The organism is Pedobacter sp. KBW01 (assembly GCF_003852395.1).
Taxonomy (GTDB): domain Bacteria; phylum Bacteroidota; class Bacteroidia; order Sphingobacteriales; family Sphingobacteriaceae; genus Pedobacter.
This window is the reverse complement of record NZ_QAJQ01000006.1, coordinates 15,968-40,691: the sequence shown is the minus strand read 5'-3', so window position 1 is coordinate 40,691 and position 24,724 is coordinate 15,968. Positions and strand designations below refer to the sequence as shown.

Annotated in this window: 17 protein-coding genes; 11 read left to right on the top strand and 6 right to left on the bottom strand. The window is 40.4% G+C overall.

The window, feature by feature from the left end; genetic code table 11:
* Positions 1–11 precede the first annotated feature (11 nt).
* The gene (locus tag DBR40_RS05870; protein ID WP_124558824.1) at positions 12–914 is read right to left on the bottom strand and encodes a hypothetical protein; all 903 of its coding nucleotides are present in this window, start codon (positions 912–914) and stop codon (positions 12–14) included.
* A 206-nt stretch (positions 915–1,120) separates the two neighbouring features.
* Here DBR40_RS05870 and DBR40_RS05865 point away from each other — a divergent pair, with 206 nt between their 5' ends.
* Positions 1,121–2,665, top strand: a complete 1,545-nt coding sequence (locus tag DBR40_RS05865) for a glycoside hydrolase family 10 protein (RefSeq protein WP_124558823.1) — start codon at positions 1,121–1,123, stop codon at positions 2,663–2,665.
* Positions 2,666–2,669: 4 nt separating this feature from the next.
* Here the strand turns inward: DBR40_RS05865 and DBR40_RS26850 are convergent, their stop codons facing one another.
* The 3 genes from DBR40_RS26850 to nagB form a co-directional block, all read right to left on the bottom strand.
* Positions 2,670–3,692, bottom strand: a complete 1,023-nt coding sequence (locus DBR40_RS26850; RefSeq protein ID WP_166208266.1) for a LacI family DNA-binding transcriptional regulator — start codon at positions 3,690–3,692, stop codon at positions 2,670–2,672.
* A 42-nt stretch (positions 3,693–3,734) separates the two neighbouring features.
* Entirely contained in the window at positions 3,735–4,895 is a 1,161-nt protein-coding gene (locus DBR40_RS26845; protein ID WP_199748287.1) for an acyltransferase family protein, read from the bottom strand.
* A 170-nt stretch (positions 4,896–5,065) separates the two neighbouring features.
* Positions 5,066–6,991, bottom strand: a complete 1,926-nt coding sequence (nagB, locus tag DBR40_RS05855; protein WP_124558822.1) for a glucosamine-6-phosphate deaminase — start codon at positions 6,989–6,991, stop codon at positions 5,066–5,068.
* Positions 6,992–7,143: 152 nt separating this feature from the next.
* On the opposite strand from nagB, the gene DBR40_RS05850 reads away from it, so the two are divergent.
* From DBR40_RS05850 to DBR40_RS05840, 3 genes are all read left to right on the top strand, one after another.
* Entirely contained in the window at positions 7,144–8,340 is a 1,197-nt protein-coding gene (locus DBR40_RS05850; RefSeq protein ID WP_124558821.1) for an anhydro-N-acetylmuramic acid kinase, read from the top strand.
* A 115-nt stretch (positions 8,341–8,455) separates the two neighbouring features.
* Positions 8,456–11,584 carry a SusC/RagA family TonB-linked outer membrane protein gene (locus DBR40_RS05845; protein ID WP_199748286.1) on the top strand — a complete coding sequence of 1,043 codons (3,129 nt, stop codon included), beginning with the start codon at positions 8,456–8,458 and terminating at the stop codon, positions 11,582–11,584.
* A 16-nt stretch (positions 11,585–11,600) separates the two neighbouring features.
* A complete protein-coding gene (locus tag DBR40_RS05840; RefSeq protein ID WP_124558820.1) occupies positions 11,601–12,893 on the top strand; it encodes a RagB/SusD family nutrient uptake outer membrane protein in 1,293 nt (430 codons plus the stop codon).
* 39 nt (positions 12,894–12,932) lie between these two features.
* Here DBR40_RS05840 and DBR40_RS05835 read toward each other — a convergent pair whose 3' ends face one another.
* Positions 12,933–13,679 carry a DeoR/GlpR family DNA-binding transcription regulator gene (locus DBR40_RS05835; RefSeq protein ID WP_124558819.1) on the bottom strand — a complete coding sequence of 249 codons (747 nt, stop codon included), beginning with the start codon at positions 13,677–13,679 and terminating at the stop codon, positions 12,933–12,935.
* 233 nt (positions 13,680–13,912) lie between these two features.
* On the opposite strand from DBR40_RS05835, the gene DBR40_RS05830 reads away from it, so the two are divergent.
* Genes DBR40_RS05830 through DBR40_RS05820 form a run of 3 tightly spaced genes read left to right on the top strand, consistent with a single transcriptional unit; the run spans position 13,913 to position 19,376 of the window.
* On the top strand, positions 13,913–16,993 hold the full coding sequence (locus DBR40_RS05830) for a SusC/RagA family TonB-linked outer membrane protein (RefSeq protein ID WP_158673994.1): 3,081 nt from the start codon (positions 13,913–13,915) through the stop codon (positions 16,991–16,993).
* Between the two features lie 11 nt (positions 16,994–17,004).
* Complete coding sequence (locus DBR40_RS05825) at positions 17,005–18,558, top strand: SusD/RagB family nutrient-binding outer membrane lipoprotein (protein ID WP_124558817.1); 1,554 nt, start codon at positions 17,005–17,007, stop codon at positions 18,556–18,558.
* A 23-nt stretch (positions 18,559–18,581) separates the two neighbouring features.
* Complete coding sequence (locus DBR40_RS05820; RefSeq protein WP_124558816.1) at positions 18,582–19,376, top strand: DUF4397 domain-containing protein; 795 nt, start codon at positions 18,582–18,584, stop codon at positions 19,374–19,376.
* Positions 19,377–19,468: 92 nt separating this feature from the next.
* On the opposite strand, the gene DBR40_RS05815 is transcribed toward DBR40_RS05820, so the two are convergent.
* Positions 19,469–20,068 carry a porin family protein gene (locus DBR40_RS05815; RefSeq protein ID WP_124558815.1) on the bottom strand — a complete coding sequence of 200 codons (600 nt, stop codon included), beginning with the start codon at positions 20,066–20,068 and terminating at the stop codon, positions 19,469–19,471.
* 251 nt (positions 20,069–20,319) lie between these two features.
* Here DBR40_RS05815 and DBR40_RS05810 point away from each other — a divergent pair, with 251 nt between their 5' ends.
* The 4 genes from DBR40_RS05810 to DBR40_RS05795 all read left to right on the top strand — a co-directional run bounded on the left by DBR40_RS05810 (position 20,320) and on the right by DBR40_RS05795 (position 24,696).
* On the top strand, positions 20,320–20,535 hold the full coding sequence (locus DBR40_RS05810; protein ID WP_124558814.1) for a hypothetical protein: 216 nt from the start codon (positions 20,320–20,322) through the stop codon (positions 20,533–20,535).
* Between the two features lie 89 nt (positions 20,536–20,624).
* Positions 20,625–21,458 (top strand): phospholipase, encoded by an 834-nt coding sequence (locus DBR40_RS05805; protein WP_124558813.1) that lies wholly within the window; start codon positions 20,625–20,627, stop codon positions 21,456–21,458.
* 193 nt (positions 21,459–21,651) lie between these two features.
* The gene (locus tag DBR40_RS05800; RefSeq protein WP_124558812.1) at positions 21,652–23,343 is read left to right on the top strand and encodes a S41 family peptidase; all 1,692 of its coding nucleotides are present in this window, start codon (positions 21,652–21,654) and stop codon (positions 23,341–23,343) included.
* 24 nt (positions 23,344–23,367) lie between these two features.
* Positions 23,368–24,696, top strand: a complete 1,329-nt coding sequence (locus tag DBR40_RS05795) for an alpha-L-fucosidase (protein ID WP_124558811.1) — start codon at positions 23,368–23,370, stop codon at positions 24,694–24,696.
* Positions 24,697–24,724: the final 28 nt, after the last annotated feature.

Sequence of the window (24,724 nt, the reverse complement as noted above, 5' to 3'; positions counted from 1 at the left end):
TTTATGTGATTTTACCTCAGTTCTATCTGGGCTTTACCCATGGTGTTACCATCGGCATATAAGATTACGGTATAAATACCTTTAATAAAGGGCTTTGGGTTTGCCCAATCGATAACATAAGTACTGTCGTCGTTATTGTAATTGATAAAGATAGAGTGGCTGTACTGCATATCCTGTCCGTCGGCTTCAAAGTGGTTACCTTCATCAGCGAGCAGGTTTCCTGCCGGATCAAAAACCCTTAGGTAAATGTTATGATGGCCTTTTTCTGCCAGTTGATTTGGAATAATAGTAAAACGCACGCTTAGTTTTTCGGCTGTAGACGATTTGGTTACTTCTACTTTTTTTCCGCTTGATTTAGTTCTGAAAGCTACAATTTCGGCCGATTGAAGTTTTAGCACCGCTGCAGTTTTAACTTTTGCATTGAGGTTACTGTTCTCACTTTCAAGGTTCGAGGCCTTGCTGCTCATGCTGCGTAAAGTATTCTCCAAGCTATCGCGACTGTTTTTTAAAAAGATATTATCTTTCTGTAGCTGGATAATCTGGTCGCTATAATTCTTAACAAAAGTTTTCAGCTCATTAATCTGGGCATTTGCTTTATCCAGTTCAACCTGTGTAATCTGGTTTTTTTCTAAGGCAAGCTTAAGCGCATCGATCTTTTTTCGTGCCTCTTTCTGTTCCTCAACCAGCTTTTCGTTTAAATCTAAATTAAGCGCATTAACCTTGTCTAGCTCAACTTCAATTTTTTCGACCTCGAGCCGCAGTTTATCCTTCTCCGTACTTACGGTAACAAACCTTTCGCTTTGCTTTCGGTCTTTAAGAAACAAATAAGCATTTGTCCCAATTAAAGCCGCTATAACAATTACCAGAAAGTAAATTTTGTTCCTATCACCTTTATTAACTTTTTGTGATTCCATTTTTAATAACGCTGTATCTTCTTTAAATTAATATACTTTTGTTCTCCATAGGTAAATGGGGGTACACAATTAATTTTTAGGAGGCGCAAATTAAAATTTTTAATAAACTTATAAGAGTTTTTAAAAAAAATCGTTTACTTGCTAATGTTCATTTGTACTCAAATCAACACAAACACACAACCTGAATAAAAAATAAGACAGAAATAATGCTTAAAAACTTCCTATACGCACTTTTATCCTTAACTGTATTGCCTTATATATTAAATGCACAACCTTTATCAAAAATTGCACCAAAAAGGGAGTTTAGGGGGGTATGGGTAGCAACTGTTGCTAATATCGACTGGCCTTCCAAGCCAGGACTAACTGTCGATCAGCAAAAACAAGAGCTTATTGGTATTCTTGAACGCCATAAAAGTCAGGGTATGAATGCCATTATTTTGCAGGTAAGGCCTGCGGCCGATGCTTTTTATGCCAAATCGAGAGAACCATGGAGCCAATGGTTAATGGGTAAACAAGGCCTGGCGCCGGCAGCGGGTTACGATCCACTGGCTTTTGCTATTAAAGAAGCACATTTTAGGGGAATGGAATTACATGCATGGTTTAATCCTTATCGTGCAAGTATGAGTAGCAATGCTGTTTTGAGCGAAAACCATGCTTACCGTAAGCACCCCGATTGGTTTTTTACTTATGGTGGCAAAAAACAATTCGATCCGGGGATTCCTGAAGTTAGGGAATACATTGTGCAAGTAATTCTGGATGTGGTAAAGGAATACGATGTGGACGGCATTCATTTCGACGATTATTTTTATCCCTATAAAGTAGAAGGGCAAGCCATTAATGATGGCAATACTTTTTATAAATACCCTAACAATTTTTCGGACATTAAAGACTGGAGGCGCAACAACGTTGATTTGTTGATTAAACAGTTGGATGATAGTATTCATCATTACAAAAAATGGGTAAAATTCGGGATCAGCCCGTTTGGTATCTGGAAAAATAAAAATGAAGACCCTGAAGGTTCAGCTACCAGTGGTTTATCTAATTATGCCGAGCTTTTTGCCGATAGCCGCAAATGGGTTAAAGAAGGTTGGGTAGATTACATTAACCCTCAGATTTATTTTACATTTACCAGGAGGGTTGCTCCTTATGGTGTTTTGGTTGATTGGTGGAGCAACAATACCTTTGGCAGGCATGTTTATATTGGCCAGGGGGCTTACCTCGTAAATTCGAGAGCTGAGGCCGCATGGAAAAATATGAGCGAAATTCCTAATCAGATCAGGTATTTAAGAGAGAATAACCGGATTCAGGGAAGCGTGTTTTTTAGTTCAAAGTCTTTGAGTACAGTAGCAAAGGCAGTAGGAGATTCGTTAAAGAACGATTTTTATAAATATCCAGCTTTGCCGCCGCAAATGCCCTGGCTGGATGAAGTGCCACCAAACGCACCGCTGGCCCTAACCGCCGATGCCATGAAGGATGGGGTACACCTGAAATGGCAACTTCCACTAAAAGCCAAAGATGGCGAAACCGCTACGGGCTTTGTGGTTTATCGCTTTAGCGAGGGAGAGAAGATTTCGGTACTTGATCCTAAAAACATCATCAAAATAAGTTTTGAAGATTACCTTTCGTTTATTGATACCGGAGTAGAAAGCGGAAAGCGCTATAGTTACCTGGTAACGGCTTTAGATCGCTTAAAAAATGAAAGTGAACCTAGCGGCCCTGTTGGTGTAGAAGTGCCGCTAGCGAAAGAATAAAAGGTTAAACAGCCTTCTTATTGGTCGATTCTCTTTCTACAACAGTAGGATCGAGCACAATATGTTCCATACCAGAGTATGGGTTTTGCTGGTTAATCATTTTCAGAAACATTTTAGCACATGCTTTGCCGATTTGAGGTGCATGCTGATCTATTGTAGATAAATTAGGTGTAATGTAGGCAGAAAAGGCCTCATTGGCAAAACCAATAACGCCAATTTCGGGCGGGGTTTCATCAATTTCTTTAAGCTTTTTAATTACGCCTACAGCCGTAAAATCATCTCCCGCAATAATGGCGTCGGGTTTGTTCCGGCTGCGCATCAGTTTACCTGCACCAAAACGGCCATCTTTAATGGAAAGGCCACCAAAAATAATGTGCTCCTCTATTAACGGCAGGTCATTATCGGCAAGTGCCGCTTTATAGCCCTCCAGGCGATCGTTAAATATCTTAATCTGGTGAATAGTAGTTACAAAAGCAATTTTTTTATAGCCGTTATCAATTAAATGTTGCGTAGCTATATAGCCAGCCCTAAAGTCATCGAGGGTAATGGTAGGCACCTTTAAATCTGCATTTACTCGATCAAATAAAATTAGGGGTTTATTCTGTTTAACAATTTCGGCAAAGTGGCTTACATCTTGCGTTTCTAACGATAGTGAAGCCATAATTCCATCAACCTGTGCCTCTAATAATGTTTTTACGCCGTTTATCTCATTCTCTACCGATTCGTTAGATTGATAGATAATTACACGATATCCGCTGTCTTTTAAGCCATCTTCTATGCAGTGTATAATGGAAGCAAAAAAATGAGCCTGTACGCTAGGTACAATAACCCCAATAATGTGCGTTTTGCCCGATTTTAGTGCCGAGGCCAACTTGTTTGGGCTATAATTCAATTTTTTAGCCATATCTACCACCGCTTTTCGTGTGGTATCGCTTATGGCCGGAAAGCCACTCAATGCCCGTGAAACGGTAGATACCGTAACATTCAGCTCTTTTGCAATGTCGTATATAGTGGTTTTCTTTTTCAATTTTTGAATTAGCGGTCGATTTAATAATAGGTTATAAATGTACTAAACCTTAATAATAATGTTCTTTTTGTACATGAAATATAATAATACATAGAAGCCCAGTACGTAGGTAACGGCCCAAACCAGCGAGGCATTTATTGGGCTAAAAAAGGGAGTATAACAAGTTTCATAAAACCTGACCAACAATCCGGTCTTTGTTCCGTCGGGTTTGGTAACCTGAATGAGATTTAACACCCGGGGCATTAAACCTGCCAAAAAGAAAACGGTGATGGCGTTAACACCGTATACGACGAACGGGGTTGTAAATTTCCTGTAGCCCTGTACATCAATAATCCAGTAACATAGCGCGAGGCCAATGCTTGCCAATCCGCCTGCGTAAAGTACGTAAGGGCTTGTCCAAAGTGCTTTATTGATAGGAAACTGTAAATCCCAAAGCAGTCCCAGTATAATAGCAGCTATGCCTGCGGTAAAAAGCCAGGCTACTTTTGTGGCGTTATCTACATCTTTTCGGCGCATCCAAACGCCAACCAAAATGCCAAATAAGCAAGTGCCAACAGCTGGTAGCGTGCTTAAGATCCCTTCGGGATCCCATGTTTTTGATGAGGCCCAGGTATGCGCTTCAGTTAAAATGCCTCTATCAATCCAGGCCGCTAAATTGGTTTCTTTTTCTAAGTTAGGATAACCTACACCAGGTACTGGGATAAAAGTCATTAAAGCCCAATACACTGCCAGGATAATAATTAATGTTTTAAATATCGTTTTTTCCGAAGCTTTGAGAAAGATGATACTGCAGATGATAAAAACTATGCCTATTCTTTGCAAAACACCCAATAACCTAACCGTTTGGAAAGCTTCGAGAATGGTACTTTCTGTTGTAATTGCGCTGATGATTTTTCCAAAAATGGCTAAAAAGAATCCTAGTAAGTAAAGTATAAGCCCCCGTTTAATGGCCTTAATGATGGTTTTTTTATGTATGGCCGGATCGATTTTGCTACTACTCATGGCAAAAGCAATGGATACGCCAACAATCCAAAGGAAAAAAGGAAAGATTAAATCTGTTGGTGTGCATCCGTTCCATTCAGCATGTTCTAAAGGAGCATAAATATGTCCCCAACTACCCGGATTGTTCACTAAAATCATTGCGGCTACCGTTAATCCCCTAAAAAAATCGAGTGAAAGCAATCGTTGTTTAGTTTCGGTCATGGTTAGTTGGTTTGAGAAAACTAATTTATAGTATTGTTTTTACAATGAGAAATAACTTGCTTACGAAGTTTAGTCAGGTATGGTTCTTCTGGCCTTTAAGACTTCGGAGGGCGGATAAAAAAAATCCTGCTTTGAGCAAACAAAGCAGGATTGATATCGATCAACTAAAACTAATCTTCAAATTTCCAGCGTACAAAAGCTTCCATGGCTTCGTATTCTGCAAGTCCCAAATCATCGTAAGCCTTAGCTGTTTCGCGGTTACGGTCTTCGGCACGTTGCCAGAATTCTCTTGAATCATCGCCAGGGAAAACAGCTCTGTCTTTTTGGCTCTGGTGTTTGAAAATCGCATATTTTTTACGCTCAAGTTCTTGCGGAGAAATTGGCACAGCCATTTCGATTTCGTGTGTTTCGAATTCGTGCCATGCGCCACGGTACATCCATAACCAGCAATCCTGAGCCCATGCTTCAGTTTTACGCAGGCGTTTTAAAGCTGCAAGTATAATATTGAAGCAAACAATGTGCGTGCCATGTGGATCTTCGAAATCGCCGGCAGCATAAACCTGGTGAGGCTTAACTTTTTGCAAAAGCTCCATGGTTAACTCGATGTCGGCATCGGTTACCGGATTTTTTTGCACTTTGCCACTTTCGTAGAAAGGAAGTGCCTGGAAGTGAATGTGATCATCTTCTAAACCACAATATCTCGCTCCGGCAATGGCTTCTCCTTTTCTGATTAAGCCTTTAACGGTTTGAATCTCCGGAGTATCTATCTGGTTTGGTTTTTTCTGCTCAATAAAGGTTCTCATGTTGTTGTAAAGTTCCTTTAAATGCGAGTTATCCATGCCCATTTTCTCAGTAAAATCTACGTTGAATTCTACAAAACGAAGTGCGTCGTCATCCCAAACTGCCGTGTTTCCGGAAGTTTGATAAGCTACGTGTACATCATGTTTCTGATCAACCAGACGGATAAATGTACCACCCATTGAAATTACATCATCATCAGGGTGTGGCGAAAAGATAATTACTCTTTTCTTAGCTGGTTCGGCTCTTTCCGGACGCTGAGAATCGTCGGCATTTGGTTTACCACCTGGCCAGCCTGTAATAGTGTGTTGTAATTTGTTAAAGATATGGATGTTGATATTGTACACCGGCCCTTTTTCGGTAGCCAGTTGTGCCATACCATTGTTGTTGTAATCGTCTTCAGTTAATTTTAAGATTGGCTTATTTAAAGTATTGGCCAACCAAATTACTGCTTTACGGATTAAAGCATCGGTCCAGATACAATCTTTTACCAACCATGGAGTATCAAAACGGGTTAAATCCGAAGCTGCCGGAGCATCAAGAATGAATTCAACATGATCAGATAACTGAAGGAATGTAGCTGGTACATCGCCAGAAATTTCTCCTTCTACCGCTTTTTTAATGATCGAAGCTTTTTTACGGCTCCAGGCCATTAATATAATTTCCCTTGCTTTGAAAATGGTACCAATACCCATGGTAATGGCCTTAGTCGGTACAAAGGTTTTACCACCGAAATCGCGCGCAGCATCACGGCGGGTAAGGTCATCAAGAGTAACTAAACGTGTTCCCGAGTTTGGTGCAGAGCCCGGCTCGTTGAAACCGATGTGACCAGTACGACCAATACCCAGGATCTGGATATCAAGACCGCCTAAATCACCAATTTTCTTTTCGTAATCTAAACAAAACGCCGGAATGTCTTCAAGTGCAAGCGTTCCGTCCGGAATGTGAACATTATTTTTATCGATGTCGATGTGATCGAAAAGGTTCTCGTTCATAAAAGTAACGTAACTCTGTGCCGCAGTTGGCGCCATCGGATAATACTCATCCAGGTTGAACGTAATTACGTTTTTGAAACTTAAACCTTCTTCTTTGTGCAGTCTAACCAGTTCGGCATATACTGCAATTGGAGTAACACCTGTTGCTAAGCCCAGTACTGCAGGTGCGTTGTTTGCTTGTTTTGATTTAATGAGCTCCGCGATGCGGTTTGCTACATTAATGGAAGCAATTTTTGGATTTTCGAACACGCTTACGGGTAGTTTCTCGAAACGTGTCTCCTCCAGTAAATTTAATCTAGCCATTTTTTTTATATGGATTTTAATGTACGGAGCAGTAAATATAGAGAGTTATGCCCAATTTTTAACACAGGATATTTACTTTTATTGCAAGTATTTTTATAAAATTGAGTTAACGGTGCAGACAAACGTTTGTTCGTTTTTAAGTAAAAATTAATATGAACACACAGATCCAAAAGTTGTACGAAAAAGCAACTAAAAGCGAGCGTTTAATTATAGGGTTAATGAGTGGTACCTCTATGGATGGGCTGGATATTGCGCTCTGTTCGGTTAAAAATAGCGGCTCCGATACCGACATAAAAATTCTGGCATTTAAAACCGGCGATTATACCGATAATTTCAGAGCCAAGATTAAAGCCATTTTTTCTAAGAAAGAGGTCGATTTGCAGTTGGTTTGCCTCATGAACGAGCACATTGCCAATACGCATGCCCAATTAATTAACGAAGCTCTACAGGAGTGGGGATACGATAATGGAGCCATCGACTTTATTGCTAGCCACGGACAAACCATTTTTCATGCACCTAAATCCTTGCATCAGCTCGAAGATTACCCGAACGGAACCTTGCAGATAGGAGATGGAGATCATATTGCACTTAAAACGGGGATCATTACACTTTCCGATTTCAGGCAGAAACATTTAGCGGCAGGAGGAGAGGGCGCACCATTGGCGGTTTATGGCGATTATCTGATCTTTTCTAAAGCAGGAGAAGACCGGGTAATGCTAAATATTGGTGGAATTGCAAACTTTACCTACCTACCTGGAAGTACCGAGGCCAGCGCAGTTTTTTCTACAGATGTTGGCCCGGGCAATACTTTAATGGATCAGTACATGCAAAAATATTTTGATCGGTTTTATGATAAAAATGCCGAAGTGGGGAGTGCTGGTCAATTAAACGAAAAGCTTTTGCATACATTATTGGATTGTAGTTTCTTTGAGCTTGGTTTTCCTAAAACAACAGGCCCCGAATTATTTAATCTCGAATACCTGAGCAATGCGCAGCAGCAATCGGGTACCACTGATATTCCAAAAGTGGATGTGATGGCTACTTTATGTCACTTTTCGGCACGCACCATCGCTGATGCCATTAGGCGATGTTTTGGTCAGCAGGCGAAAGCCTCAGTTTATATGAGTGGCGGTGGTATGCACAATCCTTTACTGGTAAAACTGCTGCATAACGAATTGCCTTTTTGTAATTTCTTAACCACTGAAGATTTGAAGATCAATCCTGATGCTAAAGAAGCTGTTTTATTTGCTGTTTTAGCCAACGAAACCCTTTGTGGTAAGCCGATAAGTTTTGGAAACAGGCAAGGTGTACCGGCGGTTTGTATGGGTAAGATCAGTTTGCCCGAATAGCTCGGATTGGCGTTAGTGTCTGATTGTAAAGTAGTTTGTGTAGCTTAAAAGTTTGGTTTGTGCAGTATTTTGTTTAATTTGTTTTAAACTAATCTTCAACCCAAAACCAAATTTTATGGAAAAAAGTTACCTAAAATGGTTGTCAAAGCTCTTCGTAATTTTGATGATCCCATTTCTGTTACTCTTATTTGCAGGAATGGCACAGGCACAAAGCAAACGGTACACCATTAGCGGCAAGGTTACCGATGCAGCTAACAGCGATCCTATACCTGGAGCAGTTGTTAAAATATTAAATACCACTTTGGCTACCAGTACCGATGCTAACGGAGCTTATAACTTTTCGGTTGATTTAAATCCCGGAAAATACCAGCTTCAGTTTTCTTATGTGGGCTATAAAAGTAGCCTTCAATCAGTTGATTTGGGCGCAAATGATAAAGTACAGGTAAGCGTAAAGCTTAGTGGCGATGCTGTAGGTCTTGATGAAGTTATTGTTACAGGCACCTCGCAGGGAACTACCCGTAAACAGTTAGGTAGTTATGTAAGTACTGTAAAAGGTGATGATTTAAACAAAGCGCCCAGCGGAAATGCCCTTGCCTCATTGCAGGGAAAAACACCTGGAGCACAGATTAGCCAGAACTCAGGCGATCCCGCTGGAGGAATTTCTGTTCGTTTAAGAGGTATAAGTTCTGTTAATTCATCATCTGAACCACTCTATATCATTGATGGTGTAATAATAAATAACTCCACTACAAGGGTAACCAATACGTCTGGCAATTACGACAATATTAACAATGGCATCCAGGTAGGAAGCCTCGGACAGAATAGGATGGTGGATATTAGTCCGGCAGATATTGACCACATTGAGGTTTTAAATGGTGCTGCGGCAGCGGCAATTTATGGTTCAAGGGCAAATGCAGGTGTAATTCAGATTTTTACCAAACGCGGGAAAAGCGGTGAGCCGCAGGTAAGTTTCAATACCAGCCTGACCATTAGCGAACTCCGGAAGCAGATTGAGGTAAATCAGGCACCAATTAAGTTTGGTGGATCTGTTGATGCGCAAACACAGGATATTTTAACCCCAACTTTAACTAATACCACCGCCGTTACCCGCTATAATTATCAGGATTATATTTTTCGCACAGGGGTAGGCACAGATAATTCCGTATCAGTTTCGGGTGGAAATGACAATACGAAATTTTATACTTCGGCCGGGTATTTTGCTAATCAGGGAATTATTAAGAATACCAATTTCAGAAGGATGAACTTTAGGGCTAATCTCGATCAGAAAATCAATAACTGGGCAAAAATTACTGCCGGATTTAATTATATCCATAGCGATGCAAATGAAAAGCCAGACGGAAATTCTTTTTTCTCACCAATGAACTCCGTAACCATTATCGGTAATTTTCATGACCTTTTCACCAGAGACGCTTCAGGTAACCTGAAATCTGTTGGTGAACGTGGAAGAGTGAATCCAGTTTCCGTAATTGAAGACATCAAACAACGGCAGTTTACTAATCGCATTATTGCTAACGCGGGAATAAAGTTAACGCCAGTTAAAAATCTTACCATCGATTACACCATGGGGGTTGATAATAGTATTCAAAACGGAACCACTTACATTCCGCCCTTCGCTTATAATGTAAGTACAGGTTTTTATGGTGGCGGACCAACTCTTGATCCGTCTTTAAATGGATATGCCAGTGCCGCAAATGCAACTACAACTTTATTTAACAACGAACTGAATTTTACTTATGATGCAAAAATATCAGACGCATTAAGTTCTACCACACAACTAGGAGGTTCTTTCCAGTATCAAAAGGATTTGTTCAGCTTGCTAAATGGCCGCGGACTTGCACCTTTTGTACAAACGGTTAACGGGGCAAGCACCATCTTAACGAATAACGATAACAGGTCTGAATTCTCGATTAGCGGGGCCTATTTGCAGCAGAATTTTAAATATAAGGACCATTTATTTGTAACAGGTGCAGTTAGGGTCGATCAATCAACAGTTTTCGGAGAAAATAACCGGACGCAATTCTATCCAAAAGCAAACGTGAGTTACGTTTTATCTTCAGCTGATTATTGGAAAAATCTGGGAGTTTCTTCATGGTGGAATGCACTTAAATTTCGTGCGGCATATGGCGAATCAGGAAACTTAACCGGTATCGGCGCCTACGATAGGTTTAATGTATATACTCCAGGCGCAATTACCAGTAAAACATCTTTAACGTCAAGCAGTATTCTTGCCAATACAGGTGTAAAGCCGGAGCGCCAAAAAGAATTGGAAATCGGTACCGATATGTCGTTTTTCAATAATCGCTTAGGCTTAACATTTAGCTGGTACGATAAACGGGTTAAGGATGTATTGCTTAATGTGATTGTAGCACCAACCATAGGTTATTCGAGCGTACTGGATAACATTGGAGGCACATTAAAAAATAAAGGAATTGAGCTGATGTTAACTGGTGTACCGGTTAAAACAACCGATTTTACCTGGACGGCCACTTTGATTTATAACCGCAACAGGAACAAAATTGTAGGTTCAGGTGCGCAAAGGTTGATTGCAACTAATGCCGGGGCACCGGTATCAATCACCGATGGATATCCTGTAGGGGTTTTTTATGGAACTTTCTTCGCACGAAATAGCGATGGTAGCTTATTAACAAATGCCCTGGGGATTCCGCAAACAGAGTTGGGTAAGCAACTAACTTCTACCACTTACGATCCGCAACGAACCAATGGTCAACCTTCGGGTGCTGTTCTGCGTAAAGTATTAGGCGACCCAAATCCTGATTACACGGGATCTTTAGTGAATGATTTTACTTATAAAAAACTAAGCCTCCATATTCAGTTAGATGCCGTTCAGGGTGGGGATATATGGAACGCCGATTGGAGGACCCGCCAGGGGGTAGGTAATGGTAAAGTAACCGAAGCTGAAGATTTAGGGCAATTGCCAAGAGGTTACGTGGCAGGAGTGTATAATGTAGAAGAATGGCGTATAGATGATGGTTCTTTTGTAAAACTGAGAGAAATTTCGCTGAGTTATAACATAGGCAAAGTGAAATTTGTAAAAGACTTGACAGTTAATTTAAGCGGACGGAATTTAGCTTCCTGGGATAATTACAAAGGTTATGATCCCGAGGTGAACGCAGGAGGACAATCGACAATTTTAAGGAATATCGATTTTGGCTCAGTGCCAATTCCACGTACCTTTTCTATTGGTTTACAGGCAAGGTTCTAATTTTAAAATAATGGTTATGAAAAATTTAAGACAAAAATATACGCTTTACACATTTTTTTTAGGATTGGTTGCCTTATCTGCTTGCAAAAAGGACTATCTCAATCCTAATGCACCTGTTGCTGAAGATGTAATGACTTCATCAAGGGCGCTAACCGGAGTAACCACGGGACTCCAAAAAAGTATTTCGACAACCCGCGCAGGCCTTCTATATGCCTCAATAACTCTAAACGGAATTACTACAAATGAGCTAATTTCTATCAATACCGGAAATACTTCTGAGGAAAGATTAATGGCTGGAGGAGTTCAGGTTGATGGTACCAATAGCGTAGTGCTGAATGTCTGGACAGCGGCAAACAAGGTTATCTTTGATGCTGATAACGTGATCAACAACGCAGCCAATTTAGCTGATAAAAATTATGCTGCCGGTTTAATTGCTCATGCCAGCATTTTTAAGGCTATGGCTTTAGGTAATTTATCTGAATATTGGGAAAAAGTGCCAGCAGGCATAGGCCAGAATATTGGTTTTATTACCCGGGTAGAAGGTTTTAACAAAGCGATTGCAACCATTGAGAATGCACAAGCCGTCATTGCAGCAAACCCAATCAGCTCAACTTTTTTAGGTAATGTTCCAGCAGAAGTAGATATTCCGAATACGCTGAATGCTCTAAAAGCCAGGTATGCGCTATTTGCGGGTAATTACACGCTTGCTTTAAGTGCGGCTAATGCGGTTGACCTCATTAAAACTTCTTTATTCAACTATGATGCCCAGAATTTGAATTCCATTTTTGAAGTTGCTACTTCCACTAATAATGTGGTTCAGCCAAAAAATATCAACCTTGGGCAAACAGGTGCATTTGTGCCCGATGCAGGTGATTTGCGCATTCCATTTTATACTACAATTAACACAACAGTGCGTATTAAAGGATTTGCAGCAAGCACCCTGGCGCCGTTTCCGCTTTATCTTCCTGGCGAGATGACTTTGATTAAAGCCGAAGCTTATGCCCGTCAGGCCACACCTAATCTGATTAGTGCATTAACAGAGCTAAATAAAGTGGTTACGAAAACACCTGCTCAAGATCCTTTGGGAGTAGGTGCCGGATTGCTTCCTTTAACTGGGCCATATACCCAGCAGCAGCTATTAGATCTCATTTACAAACACCGTTGCATTGAGCTGTTTATGTCGGGTTTAAAACTCGAAGATATGAGGCGGTTTAATCAGCCATTAGCAGATCGTAAACGTAATTTCTTCCCTTACCCTTTTCCGGAGCGGGATAACAATACCAATACGCCAGCGGATCCCTCATTCTAATAACGAAAAAAGCTTCCCTGACTAAACCAGGGAAGCTTTTTATAAAATATTCAATTCCTTTTCACGATAACGCGAAAGCGATTCGTCATTAATATCCAGCTCAGTTACCAAATAACTGATACTTTCTAAGGGGCAAACCCTTAAGCGCAGGGCGATATCCAATTTTTCTGAAATACACAATACTGCAGTTCTTTTTGCACAGGCCAGCATGGCCTTCTTTAGCTGGTTAATTTCCCAGTAAGTATCGGTTAAGCCTTCTTCAGGGTGGATTGCACTGGTTCCCATCAGGCATAAATCGGCTTTAATTTCTGAAAGCTGGGTAATCACCTGGCCGCCATAGGTAACCTGCGAGTTTTTAGAAAATAGGCCCCCAATTAAAATTACTTCAACATTGTTGTATTTAGCCAGCTCTACAGCAACCAGCGGGCTAATCGTAAAAAAAGTAGCTGATATGCCCTGGGGTAAGAGTTTTACCAATTCAAGTATTGTGGTACCGCCACCCGTTAAAACCACCATGCCATCTTTAATCAGCTTGGCTGCCTTTTTTGCTATGATAATCTTGCTGTCGCGGGCGTAAACGGTACTATCATCAAAAGAGCTATGGTACGATTTGGATAGCGCACCGCCATGCACTTTGTACAGCAGATTTTCATCCACCAGTTCCTGCAAATCCCTTCTAATAGTATCCTCCGAAACATTGAGCAGTTGAACCAGATCGGACGTGAGCACGCGGTTGTGCAGGTTAATCTGGCGCATAATGAAATCATGGCGTTCTTTTTTCAGCATAAAATATGGTCTGGTTGAACGAAAGTATAAAAGATTTTTAAATTTTCTAAATATTGCGTGTTTGTGCGTGTTTGTGCGATTTAATGTTGTTAGTTGCTGGTAAATAGTTTGTTAATTAGTTTTTTTATTCCAAAACATTTATGATATTAGCAGTAAAATGCGTTATTGTGCGTGTTTTGCTAACTAACTATAAACAACTAAACAAATCATTTCATTCCCTAAACTGGCAGTTTATGAAAAAAAAGCTACTATTAATTTTTATTGGTACGTTTTTGTTGCTGGCTCATGCCATCGCGCAACAAATAACTATTGCAGGTAAGGTTACCTCGCCCGATGGGCCTATACCTGGTGTTTCTGTTCGGGTAAAGGGCAGCAATGTTGTTGCACAAACCAATGCACAAGGAAACTATGTTATTAAAGCATTAAAAACCGACGTACTTACTTATTCCTATGTGGGTTATGTAACCCAGGAGCGTGCGGTTGGCCCAAATACGGTTATTAACATTAGTCTTTCTGCCGATGCGGGTAACCTCAGTGAGGTGGTAGTAACAGCATTCGGTATAAAAAGATCTAAAGATGCGCTCGGTTACTCCGCGCAAACCTTAAAAGGTTCGGATATTGCCGATACACAACGCGATAACTTTTTAAATGCCTTACAAGGCCGTGTGGCTGGTGCAACCATTACGCCAACAACGGGTACACCAGGGGCATCTGCAACGATGATTATCCGTGGTGGTATTTCGTTGGATGGAGATAATCAGCCACTTTTCGTAGTAGATGGTTTGCCGATTTCTAACCGTACTTTTAGCGAGTACAATTTAGTGGGACAGGGAACCTTTAACCGCCAGAACGATTACGGAAACAGGGCAATGGATATAAATCCTGAAGAAATAGAATCGCTTACGGTTTTAAAAGGACCAGAGGCTTCAGCTTTATACGGAACAGATGGTGCTTCGGGCGCTGTTGTAATTACTACAAAAAGAGCAAAAGCCGGTACCGCCCGCGTAACCTATAGTAACTCGTTCAGGCTAGAAAATACCTATCGCTATCCAGAAGTACAAACTACTTATGGTGGTGGTGCCGGAGGTATTTTTGATGAAGAACAAAGAACACGTACTTTCTTTGGCGCGAAATACCCAGCCAATAAAACGATGTACGATAATATCGGTAATTTTTATAAAACCGGTTTCACCCAAAAACATAATGCAACTATAGAGGGTGGAAGTGAGAAGCTTTCGGTGCGGACAACGGTAAGCTATACCGATCAGAAAGGTATCATTCCGGGAACGGCTTATAATACTATCAATGGTAAAATAAACGCCACTTCTAAAATCAGCGATAAAATTAGCATGAATGCATCGCTAAACCTGATCTCTTCAAGAACTGATAAAACCTATAAGGGCGTAAGCAGCCCAATGTTAAGTGCTTTATCATGGCCGTTAACAGATGATATGCGGAACTACCTGACCCCACTTGGCGAAAGAAGAACCATTACCGGAAGCTTAAGTGGCGAATTGGATAATCCATATTGGGGCGTAGAAAGAAACCCTAACTACGATAAAATGAACCGTGTGCTTGGAAATATAGGCTTTACCTATGCACCAACCAACTGGTTAAGCATGCAGGGAACTGCTGGAGCAGATATATTTTCTCAGACCGGTCTTTCTGCCTACGATATCCAGTCGTACGAAGCAAATAGATCCGGAACCACCAATTCGGGCGGTGGTTTAAATACCTATAATGCCAACGAGCGATTGGTAACAGCCAATTTTGTAGCAACAGCTAAAAAAGATTTTGGAAAATTTAAGCCTGTAATCCGTGTAGGTACTGAGATTAAAGATGATTCTTATCAGGTAAATGCACAGTTCGGTACACGTTTTTACCAGCCGAACTTTTTTAGCATGAACAATATCGATCCAACTACACAAAGGGTAGCTTATACCGATGAGCTAAAGCGTAAAGTTGGTGTTTTTGCCAATGCAGAGTTAGGTTACGATAATTTCTTGTATTTAACCCTGTCTGGTCGTCAGGATTTATCTTCAACCCTGCCACAAAAGAATAATACTTTCTTTTACCCTGCCACATCATTAAGTTTTGTGTTTTCGAATTTGCAGGCCGTAAAAAGCTTAGAATGGTTGTCGTACGGTAAATTAAGAGGCTCGTGGGGCCAATCAGGTAAAGATGCCAGAGTGGCTTACATTACCAACAATAAATTGGTTGCCCAACAAACTACAGGTGGTGGTTATGCATTGGATGTAAATATGGGTAATCCGGATTTAGAGGCCGAATTTACTACAGCAAAAGAGATTGGATTGGAATTGGGTTTCTTTAAAAACCGTTTATCATTCGATTTTTCTTATTACCATAACCTGTCTGATAAGCAAATTACTGCACCACGCTTAAGTTATGCATCGGGTGCTGTTTTACAATATATCAATAGCGGAAAAATTAGGGTACACGGTTTCGAACTTTTGGTTAAAGGTACACCGGTTAAAACACAGAACTTTAGCTGGGATATTTCGGCAAATGCATCGAGGGCAAGAGGAAAAATCTTGTCGTTGCCTGCAAATCAGGATGTGTTTTATGTATCTGATAGCTGGTTGTTTGATAATGTTAGGGCTCAATATGCTGTGGGAACATCGATTTCAGCTTTTGCGGGTATAGATTATTTGAGAAACAAAGATGGTCAGCTTTTAATCAATCCGGCAAACGGAATGCCGATTAAAGATGTTAATTTCACTCAAATGGGCGATCGCGCACCAGATATTATGGTGGGTTTAACCAACAGCTTTACCTATAAAAATTTCAACCTTTCGTTTTTGCTCGATTTGCGTAAAGGGGGCGATATTTACAACGCAACCGAGTTATACCTGTATGCAAGGGGTTTATCTAAGTTAAGTACAGATCGCGAGGTGCCAAGGATTATTGAAGGTGTAATGCGCGATGGTTTGGAAAATTCGGCCAACCCAACCAAAAATAATGTGGTGGTAATTCCTTACATCACTACAAGTTATTACTCAACATTTTATAATACAGCCGATTTCTTAGAAAAAGATATCAGCTGGATCAGGCTGAAGGATGTGACCTTGAGCTACAACTTGCCAAAAAGCTTATTCCAAAACAGTAAAGTGATTAAGAGCGCCAATGTTTTCGTTACCGGAACAGATTTGTTGTTGATTACCAATTACAAAGGTGTAGATCCGTCGGTTAATGGTTTAAGTGCTGCATCGGGCGGTTTAGGCGGTACAGGGATCGATTTCGGTTCAGTTGGCTTGCCAAGAGGTTATAATTTAGGTGTGAAAATTGGTTTTTAAAGATTAAAGAGATGAAAAAGATATATTTATTATCAGTTTTTGCTTCGCTGGTAATTGCGTCGGGATGTAAAAAGTACCTGGATGTGAATACAGATCCTGCAACGCCGCAAGAAGTATCGAGCAAAACATTAACCCCTCCTTTGTTTGCACAAATGGAAAGAGGTATACAATTCGATTCGAGGTATTTAGGTGGATTAATCCAATATTTTGGTGGGGCTGTAAATGTGGGAGAACAACATGGCTGGATTGCTGGCAGCGATGCCATGGGCGAAATTTGGAGGACTAATTATTTTGGCTTAGGAGCTAACTTAAACCTGATTATCAAAGATTCTGAAGCTAAGCAGGAATGGAATTATGTAGGTATGGCACAAGCATTAAAGGCATGGAGCTGGCAAACCACTACCGATTACCATGGCGAAATTATTTTAAAGCAGGCATTTGATGTAGATCGTTATGTTTACGATTACGATACCCAACCCGAGGTTTATGCAGAGGTGGTTAGATTAGCCAATGCTTCGATTGCCAATTTTAGCAGAACAGATGGTGCAGGAACAGTAGTGAAGTTTGGTCCGGCCGATTTGATTTACGCAGGCGATAATGCCAAATGGATTAAGTTCAATTACGGTATCCTGGCTCGAAATGCCAACAACCTGGTGAATAAGGCTACTTACGATCCGGCTAAAGTAATTGAGTATGTTGATAAATCGTTAGCCGGTAATGCCGATAATTTTATTGTACCTAATACCGGTACAACGGCTATTAATGGTAACTTTTTTGGTCCTTTAAGGGCAAATTTAGGTGCATACCGCCAAACGGCTATAATTGTGGCTTTGCTTGATGGTACCACCTTTGCTGTTGCCAACACACCTCTGGTTATCGATCCGCGCCGCAACAACATGATTACAGCATCGCAGGATGGTATATTTAGAGGTACGGCACCTTATACTGCTGACGCCGGAACTGCAGTTGCCAAGAACCAGATTCCTAATCCATGGGGATCGTTGGGATCTGCCAACCCCGGACCAAACCAGGGTAAATATCTGTTTAAAGATAATGCAGGTTTCCCGATTATGACTTACACCGAAATGCAGTTTATTAAAGCTGAAGCAGCCTTTAGAAAAGGAGATTTTCCTTTGGCTTATACCGCCTATATTAATGGGGTTACTTCAAGTATCGATTTTGTTAGCGCTTTGGGCACGGCCATAACTGCCACTGAAAAAGCAGCATATCTGGCAAGTACATCTGTAAAACAAAGCGCAGCTACTTTAACTTTAAAAGATATTATGCTGCAAAAATACCTGGCCCTTTATGGCTACGGTTTTGTAGAAACCTGGTGCGATTTAAGGAAGTTTAACTACAACGTTGGCGATGCAGCCGGAAATAATCCTTATGTGAATGTTTACCGGTTCCCATCAAGCTTTTACGTAGATAATGGAGGCAAGCCTGCGCAACGCTATCGCCCACGTTACAACTCCGAATACCTATGGAACATAGAGGCATTAAAGAAAATCGGAGCCGATAAGAGCGATTATCACACCTACAAAATGTGGTTTTCTCAACCGTAATTTCACTATTTATCAAAAGAAAAATGAAAAAAATATTATATTTTATTGCGGTTAGTATCGGATTATTTGCCGCATGTAAAAAGGGCGAGCTTGTAGAAAATACAGCATATGAAAAGATAGCCCCAGCCGATCCTAAGTACTCTTATCTTAAAATTCTAAATTTAAGCCCGGCGAGCCCGGCATTAACCTTTTATATGGATGGCGCTAAATTTTCGTCCGCGCTTTCTACACTAGGAACTGAAAATGCTGGTTATGCATATAATGGATTATTTCCGGATTTGGGATATGCAGTTACTGCCCCGGGCTCACGAGTTTTAACCGGTAAAATACTTTCGACAGCTGCTGCAGATGCAAATTTAGAGGTTTTTAATACAACAATTACACCAGAAGCAGGTAAATACTACACGATATATACTGCCGGACAATATAACACTACAACTAAAAAAATTCCTGCATCATTAATGGTAGAGGATAGTAGGCCTGGTTTAGATACATCGAAGATTTTTGTTCGAATGCTTAATTTAGCTGCAGGTAGCCCAAATTTGGATCTTGTTAAAGATGTAGCTACCGGAACTAAAATTATATCAAATGTAGCTTACGGAACGGTTACAACCTGGACAGAAATACCAAGTTTAGGACCTGGAATAAGTCCGTCAATAAAGCTTTTTATTAATCCAGCTGGCACTACTACACCATTGCTTGCAGCAGGTTCAACTTTCGTGTTAACAAAGGGCAGAGCATATACCATATATGCTAGGGGGATAATAGGAAATGCGACCTATCCATTTGCAGCAACATTTTATACTACCTTCTATTAAAGTCGGGTTACCGCAATAGCTGGAGAAACATAAAATAAAAGGGCGATATGTCAAATATCGCCCTTTTATCGTTTAAGAGTTCTGTTAAATCATTACAAAATCTTAAACCCTAAACTCAATTGGAAAAGATTAGGTTTCTGGCTATACTTTTCACTTTTACTGATGTTCGATAAACCAGCTTCGTAACGTAAATCAACAGAAATACTGCCTACATCAACACCTGCACCAGCCTGTAAGCCCAATGCCTGGTTTTTGTAATTGCCAAAATCTGTTGCTTGTTGGTAAGCCGAGCTAAAAGTCGAATTTTCATCCAGTATGAATGAAATTACCGGACCGGCCATTAAACGGAAGTTTAAGTTTTTAGCCCCGAATTTTGTTCCTAATAATACCGGAACATCCAGTGTCGTAAATTTTACTTTTCCTTCAGCTGCAACTTCGGTTCCATTGTCTTTAAAGCTGATAAATTTGTTGCCTTTGCTGCCAATGTAAGCCTCTGGCTGTACATAAAAACTGGCGCCACCAATGCGTGCCCATGCACCGATTTGGTAGCCCAAACGGTTTTCCTGGCTTGCGAAATCCGAATTTAACTTAGCTAAATTTACACCTGCTTTAACCCCCAGGTTAAAGGTTTGTGCCTTTGCTGCTGCCCAACCCAAGGTCAGGAAAACAATAGAGAAGATGATCTTTTTCATTTTAGTTTAATTTTTAAGGTTATAAAATCAAAAACTTGCTTGTATGCATATTAAAGGTGTTTTTTGCACTTATGGCTTCTTTTTTAAAATTGCATACCGTAGTTTTTGTTCCGGGTTAGCTTTTATAACGCCGTTTTAACACAATTATCGTGCAAGAATTTTTCGCGAATGTCTGTTTTTTTTGTCAGATCACATAAAAAGGTATTAACCTGAACAAATATTTTTTACTTTTGCATCAAATAAAATATGCCATGGCTAATTTTCAACTCACTTCTGAAACCGCATTTAAAGTAAAAACCAAATTCTTAAGGAAATACCGCGATCTGGCGAACGAACCTTTGGCATTTGAGCCCGGTAAAGAAGATCAACTGGTTGAAGACTTAATGCGCCTGGTTAAACGCGACCGTACCTACGTTGAGTTTACCATTCAGAAAGCACTGGCCGATACCAAGGGAAACAGGCTTTAAGATTCCAGTTTTCACTTTTCTAAGTACAACATATTTAAGCTTTTTGTTGTCAATTTAACGTACAGGCGCTCGCTCTACCTCGCTTTCTCATGCAATTTGCATCTTTTATACTCGCATTCTTACTCTGGTTAAGTGCCCTTAAATTATCGGCACAACAACAGGCATTTAATGATGCTTTTCCTGATAGCCTAACATCAGCTCAAACCAGAAAACAATTAAACGACTTATCTGCGGATCAATATCTCAAACAAACTTTCATTAAAGGGGGTACATCGCTTAATTATAGATTGTTATTGCCGGAAAGTTATACCAGGCATTTAAAATATCCTCTGGTTATTACCTTTCATAACTCAACCAGGATAGGCACAGATAATGAAAGGCAATTAGAACCATTGGCCAGAATTTGGTTGCGACAGGACATTCGCCAACAATACCCGGCATTCGTAATTGCTCCACAGTTTCAAACACGTTCATCCAATTATTATCTGGATTCTGTACGGAATTGCCTGATCTCTAAACCATCAGAAGAGGTATATTTACTGTTGGAGTTGATCCGCGAGGTAAAAAATAAATATCCGCGGATAGACACTAATCGCATTTATTTGGTGGGTTATTCCATGGGGGCATCTACCGCGCAAAACCTCATGAACATTGCACCAAAAATCTTTGCGGCAATGGTTTCTATTGCGGCTGTTCCCGATTTCTTAAATATAAATGGCATTCAGCGAAAACCTATTTGGTTAATTCATGGCCGGCAGGACAATGAAAATCCATACAGTGGAAGCGAACATTTATATCAGGAGGTGAGAGGTAATCCCAATTTGTGCTTTACCACTTATAACAAGTTAGATCATAACCTCATTACCATTCCGCTATTGCTCACGCCTCAAATACCCGCATGGCTGTTTGCCCGGCATAAATAAAAAAGCTTAGGCTATACATTACTATTATTTGGGCGATTTTTTGCGTAACGCTTAATTTACGCCTGCCCCAAATAAGCTGTTTTTAATATTTATTGCTTTTTGTACATTTACGTTTCTACTAAAACGATAAATAATTTCCCCCATAAGCAGCCTTTTATTTAAATGCGCCTTTTGGGACTAAAATAATAAGGTTATGAAGAAACTAAAATATAGTCTTTTAGCAGTTAGCCTGGGGGTGGCTGCTTTATCTTTTTCTTTCAAAGAAGATTTATTTCTGGTTTCTAAAAACCTGGATATTTTTGCCTCCCTGTATAAAGAAATCAATATTAACTACGTTGATGATACCAATGCGCCAAAGTTGATGCGTACGGGAATTGATGCCATGCTCGATAGCCTGGATCCCTATACCGAATACGTTCCCGAATCGGAAATTGAAGATTATAAACTGAAATATGTAAGCACGCAGTACGGTGGTATTGGGGCCAGTACCGTTTTTATTGATGGTAAACTATTTATAAATGATATTAGCGAGGGCTATCCGGCATATAAAAGCGAAGTTAAACCGGGCGATCAGCTGGTAAGCATAAACGGAATTGTTGTTAAAGGTAAAGATCGTGCCGAAGTCAGTCAGTTGCTGCGCGGGCCAAAAGGCACCCCCGTTGATTTGCTGGTGATCAGGGATGGTAAAGAATTAACTAAAAAACTAACCCGCGAAGAAATTAAACAACCAAACGTTTCTTACTCGGGCATGGTGGGTGATGGTATCGGCTACATTAAACTTGATAAATTTTTAGAAAACTCAGGTCAGGAAGTTAAAGATGCTTTGCTAGCCATCCAGAAAGAAAATCCGAAAGGCGTAGTACTCGACTTGAGAAATAATGGCGGAGGGATTTTGCAGGAAGCAGTTAAAATTGTGAACCTTTTTGTAAATAAAGACCAATTGGTGGTTACCCAAAAAGGTAAAAATGTAGAAAAAACCCTTACCTATAAAACACTTTTTGCGCCAATTTCTACATCCGTGCCTTTAGTGGTACTGGTAAATGGAAATTCTGCGTCTGCTTCCGAAATTGTAGCTGGCTCTTTGCAGGATTTAGACCGTGCCATAGTAATTGGCCAGCGCAGTTATGGCAAAGGTTTGGTGCAGCAAACATTTAACTTGCCTTACAATAGTTTGGTAAAGGTAACCGTAGCTAAATATTATACCCCATCGGGGCGCTGTATCCAGAAATTAGATTACGCCCATAAAAATGCCGACGGTGTAGCCGAACGCTTTGCCGATTCTACCATGGTGATGTACCAAACCAAAGCCGGTAGAAATGTATATAGTGGCAACGGCGTTTATCCTGATATTGTAGTGGAAGCTTCAAAGTTGAGTCCGATTACAATCTCTATGCTGAATAAAAATCTTTTCTTCAGTTATGCTAACCAGTACAAAAAGGAAAAACCAACTGTAGCTGCAGCAAAAACCTTTCAACTTTCTGATGCCGATTATGCCGCATTTTCGGGCAGTTTGGCCGATAAGGATTTAACCTACCTGAGCCGCACCGAAAGATTACTCTCTGACCTGCGCGCAGAAGCTGAAAAGGAAAATAAATCGGCAGAAGTAAAAAGTGATCTCGAAAACCTGAAATATAAACTCACTTCTTCTAAAAAAACTGATTTGGTAAACCATAAAGCAGAAATTAAACGTGTGCTCGAAACCCAGATTGTAAGCCGTTACTTTTACGAAAAAGGAAGGATTGAGCAAAGTTTTCAATACGATAAAGAACTGGCTGCGGCGAAAAATCTGTTTACCAACCAAACCCAGATTTTAGCTATTTTAAAGGGCGACGGAAACTATAAAGTGATTGGAAAGCCTACAAAAGCAACAGCTTCAATTAATTAACCTAACCAAATTTTATCTTACCCAATGAAAAAACTAGCATTTGTAGGCCTTATTCTGTTACTGGCTTTAGAGTTAAACGCACAGGAATACACACCGGCAGCATCTAATTTAAAGCAAAGAACATGGTTTAACGATGCGCGGTTTGGCTTATTTATTCACTGGGGGCCATTTAGTATTCCGGGAAGTGGCGAATGGGTAATGAACGAAAGGAAGCTGACTGTACATAACTATACCAACCTGAAAGATTTTTTCAACCCCACAGCGTTTGATGCTGCACAATGGGTATCCATGGCCAAAAATGCGGGCATGAAATACATTACGCTAATTACAAGGCACCATGATGGTTTTAGCATGTGGGATACCAAATATTCGGATTTCAACATTGTGAACACGCCATATAAAAAAGATATTGTGAAAATGATGGCTGATGAATGCCATAAACAGGGTATACAACTTTACTTATATTATTCTTTGTTAGATTGGCGCCGTGAAGATTATCCGCATGAAACCGGGCGTACGGGCCAAAATTCGGGTAGAACGGGTAAAGGTGACTATGCCAGTTACCTGCAGTTTATGAAAAATCAGCTTACCGAATTATTAACCAAATATGGCGAAATAGGTGGCATCTGGTTCGACGGTCATTGGGACCAGACGGCTCCCGAAGGTGAAAAAGACCGAACCTCGCGCATAGACTGGAAATATGATGAAATTTACAGCCTCATCCATAAATTACAGCCACAATGTATGATTGGGAATAACCACCACCTGAGTCCTTTTGCTGGCGAAGATTTCCAGATGTTTGAACGCGATCTTCCCGGAGAAAATAAGTCGGGATTAAGTTTTCAGAAAGCATCAGATAAACTTCCGTTAGAAACCTGCGAAACGATTTCAAATTCGTGGGGATATAATTTGAGCGATACCCATTACAAATCGAACAAAGAGTTGGTGAATATGCTGGTTAAAGCCGCCAGTTTAGGGTCAAACCTATTGCTTAACATCGGACCAATGCCAAATGGTAAAATCCAGCCCGAGTTTCAGGAGCGTTTGGCCGGCATGGGTGCCTGGCTAAAAGTTTATGGAGAGAGTATTTACAACACCAAAGCAGGGTTTATTAAGCCGCAGGCTTGGGGAAGTATTACCCAAACCGATAAAAATATCTATATCCACATTTTGGATGGTAAAACCACTACGCTCGATTTAGAAAACATTCCGGCTAAAAAAATTAAAAAAGCCTATTTGCTAAAAGATAAAACTGCGGTAAATTATACCCTTAAAAAGGGAAAACTGAGCATAAATACTACAGTGAGTAGTACCGAGCCAGACCATGTAATTGTATTGGATATCGGGAAATAAATGGTTTGTGCTATTATAGCTTAGATGT

Bases quoted from the DNA above. Each gene is read 5' to 3' on its own strand.
- DBR40_RS05870 (WP_124558824.1), bottom strand. From the start codon at position 914: ATGGAATCACAAAAAGTTAATAAAGGTGATAGGAACAAAATTTACTTT.
- DBR40_RS05865 (WP_124558823.1), top strand. From the start codon at position 1,121: ATGCTTAAAAACTTCCTATACGCACTTTTATCCTTAACTGTATTGCCT.
- DBR40_RS26845 (WP_199748287.1), bottom strand. From the start codon at position 4,895: ATGACCGAAACTAAACAACGATTGCTTTCACTCGATTTTTTTAGGGGA.
- nagB (WP_124558822.1), bottom strand. From the start codon at position 6,991: ATGGCTAGATTAAATTTACTGGAGGAGACACGTTTCGAGAAACTACCC.
- DBR40_RS05850 (WP_124558821.1), top strand. From the start codon at position 7,144: ATGAACACACAGATCCAAAAGTTGTACGAAAAAGCAACTAAAAGCGAG.
- DBR40_RS05845 (WP_199748286.1), top strand. From the start codon at position 8,456: ATGGAAAAAAGTTACCTAAAATGGTTGTCAAAGCTCTTCGTAATTTTG.
- DBR40_RS05840 (WP_124558820.1), top strand. From the start codon at position 11,601: ATGAAAAATTTAAGACAAAAATATACGCTTTACACATTTTTTTTAGGA.
- DBR40_RS05835 (WP_124558819.1), bottom strand. From the start codon at position 13,679: ATGCTGAAAAAAGAACGCCATGATTTCATTATGCGCCAGATTAACCTG.
- DBR40_RS05830 (WP_158673994.1), top strand. From the start codon at position 13,913: ATGAAAAAAAAGCTACTATTAATTTTTATTGGTACGTTTTTGTTGCTG.
- DBR40_RS05825 (WP_124558817.1), top strand. From the start codon at position 17,005: ATGAAAAAGATATATTTATTATCAGTTTTTGCTTCGCTGGTAATTGCG.
- DBR40_RS05820 (WP_124558816.1), top strand. From the start codon at position 18,582: ATGAAAAAAATATTATATTTTATTGCGGTTAGTATCGGATTATTTGCC.
- DBR40_RS05815 (WP_124558815.1), bottom strand. From the start codon at position 20,068: ATGAAAAAGATCATCTTCTCTATTGTTTTCCTGACCTTGGGTTGGGCA.
- DBR40_RS05810 (WP_124558814.1), top strand. From the start codon at position 20,320: ATGGCTAATTTTCAACTCACTTCTGAAACCGCATTTAAAGTAAAAACC.
- DBR40_RS05805 (WP_124558813.1), top strand. From the start codon at position 20,625: ATGCAATTTGCATCTTTTATACTCGCATTCTTACTCTGGTTAAGTGCC.
- DBR40_RS05800 (WP_124558812.1), top strand. From the start codon at position 21,652: ATGAAGAAACTAAAATATAGTCTTTTAGCAGTTAGCCTGGGGGTGGCT.
- DBR40_RS05795 (WP_124558811.1), top strand. From the start codon at position 23,368: ATGAAAAAACTAGCATTTGTAGGCCTTATTCTGTTACTGGCTTTAGAG.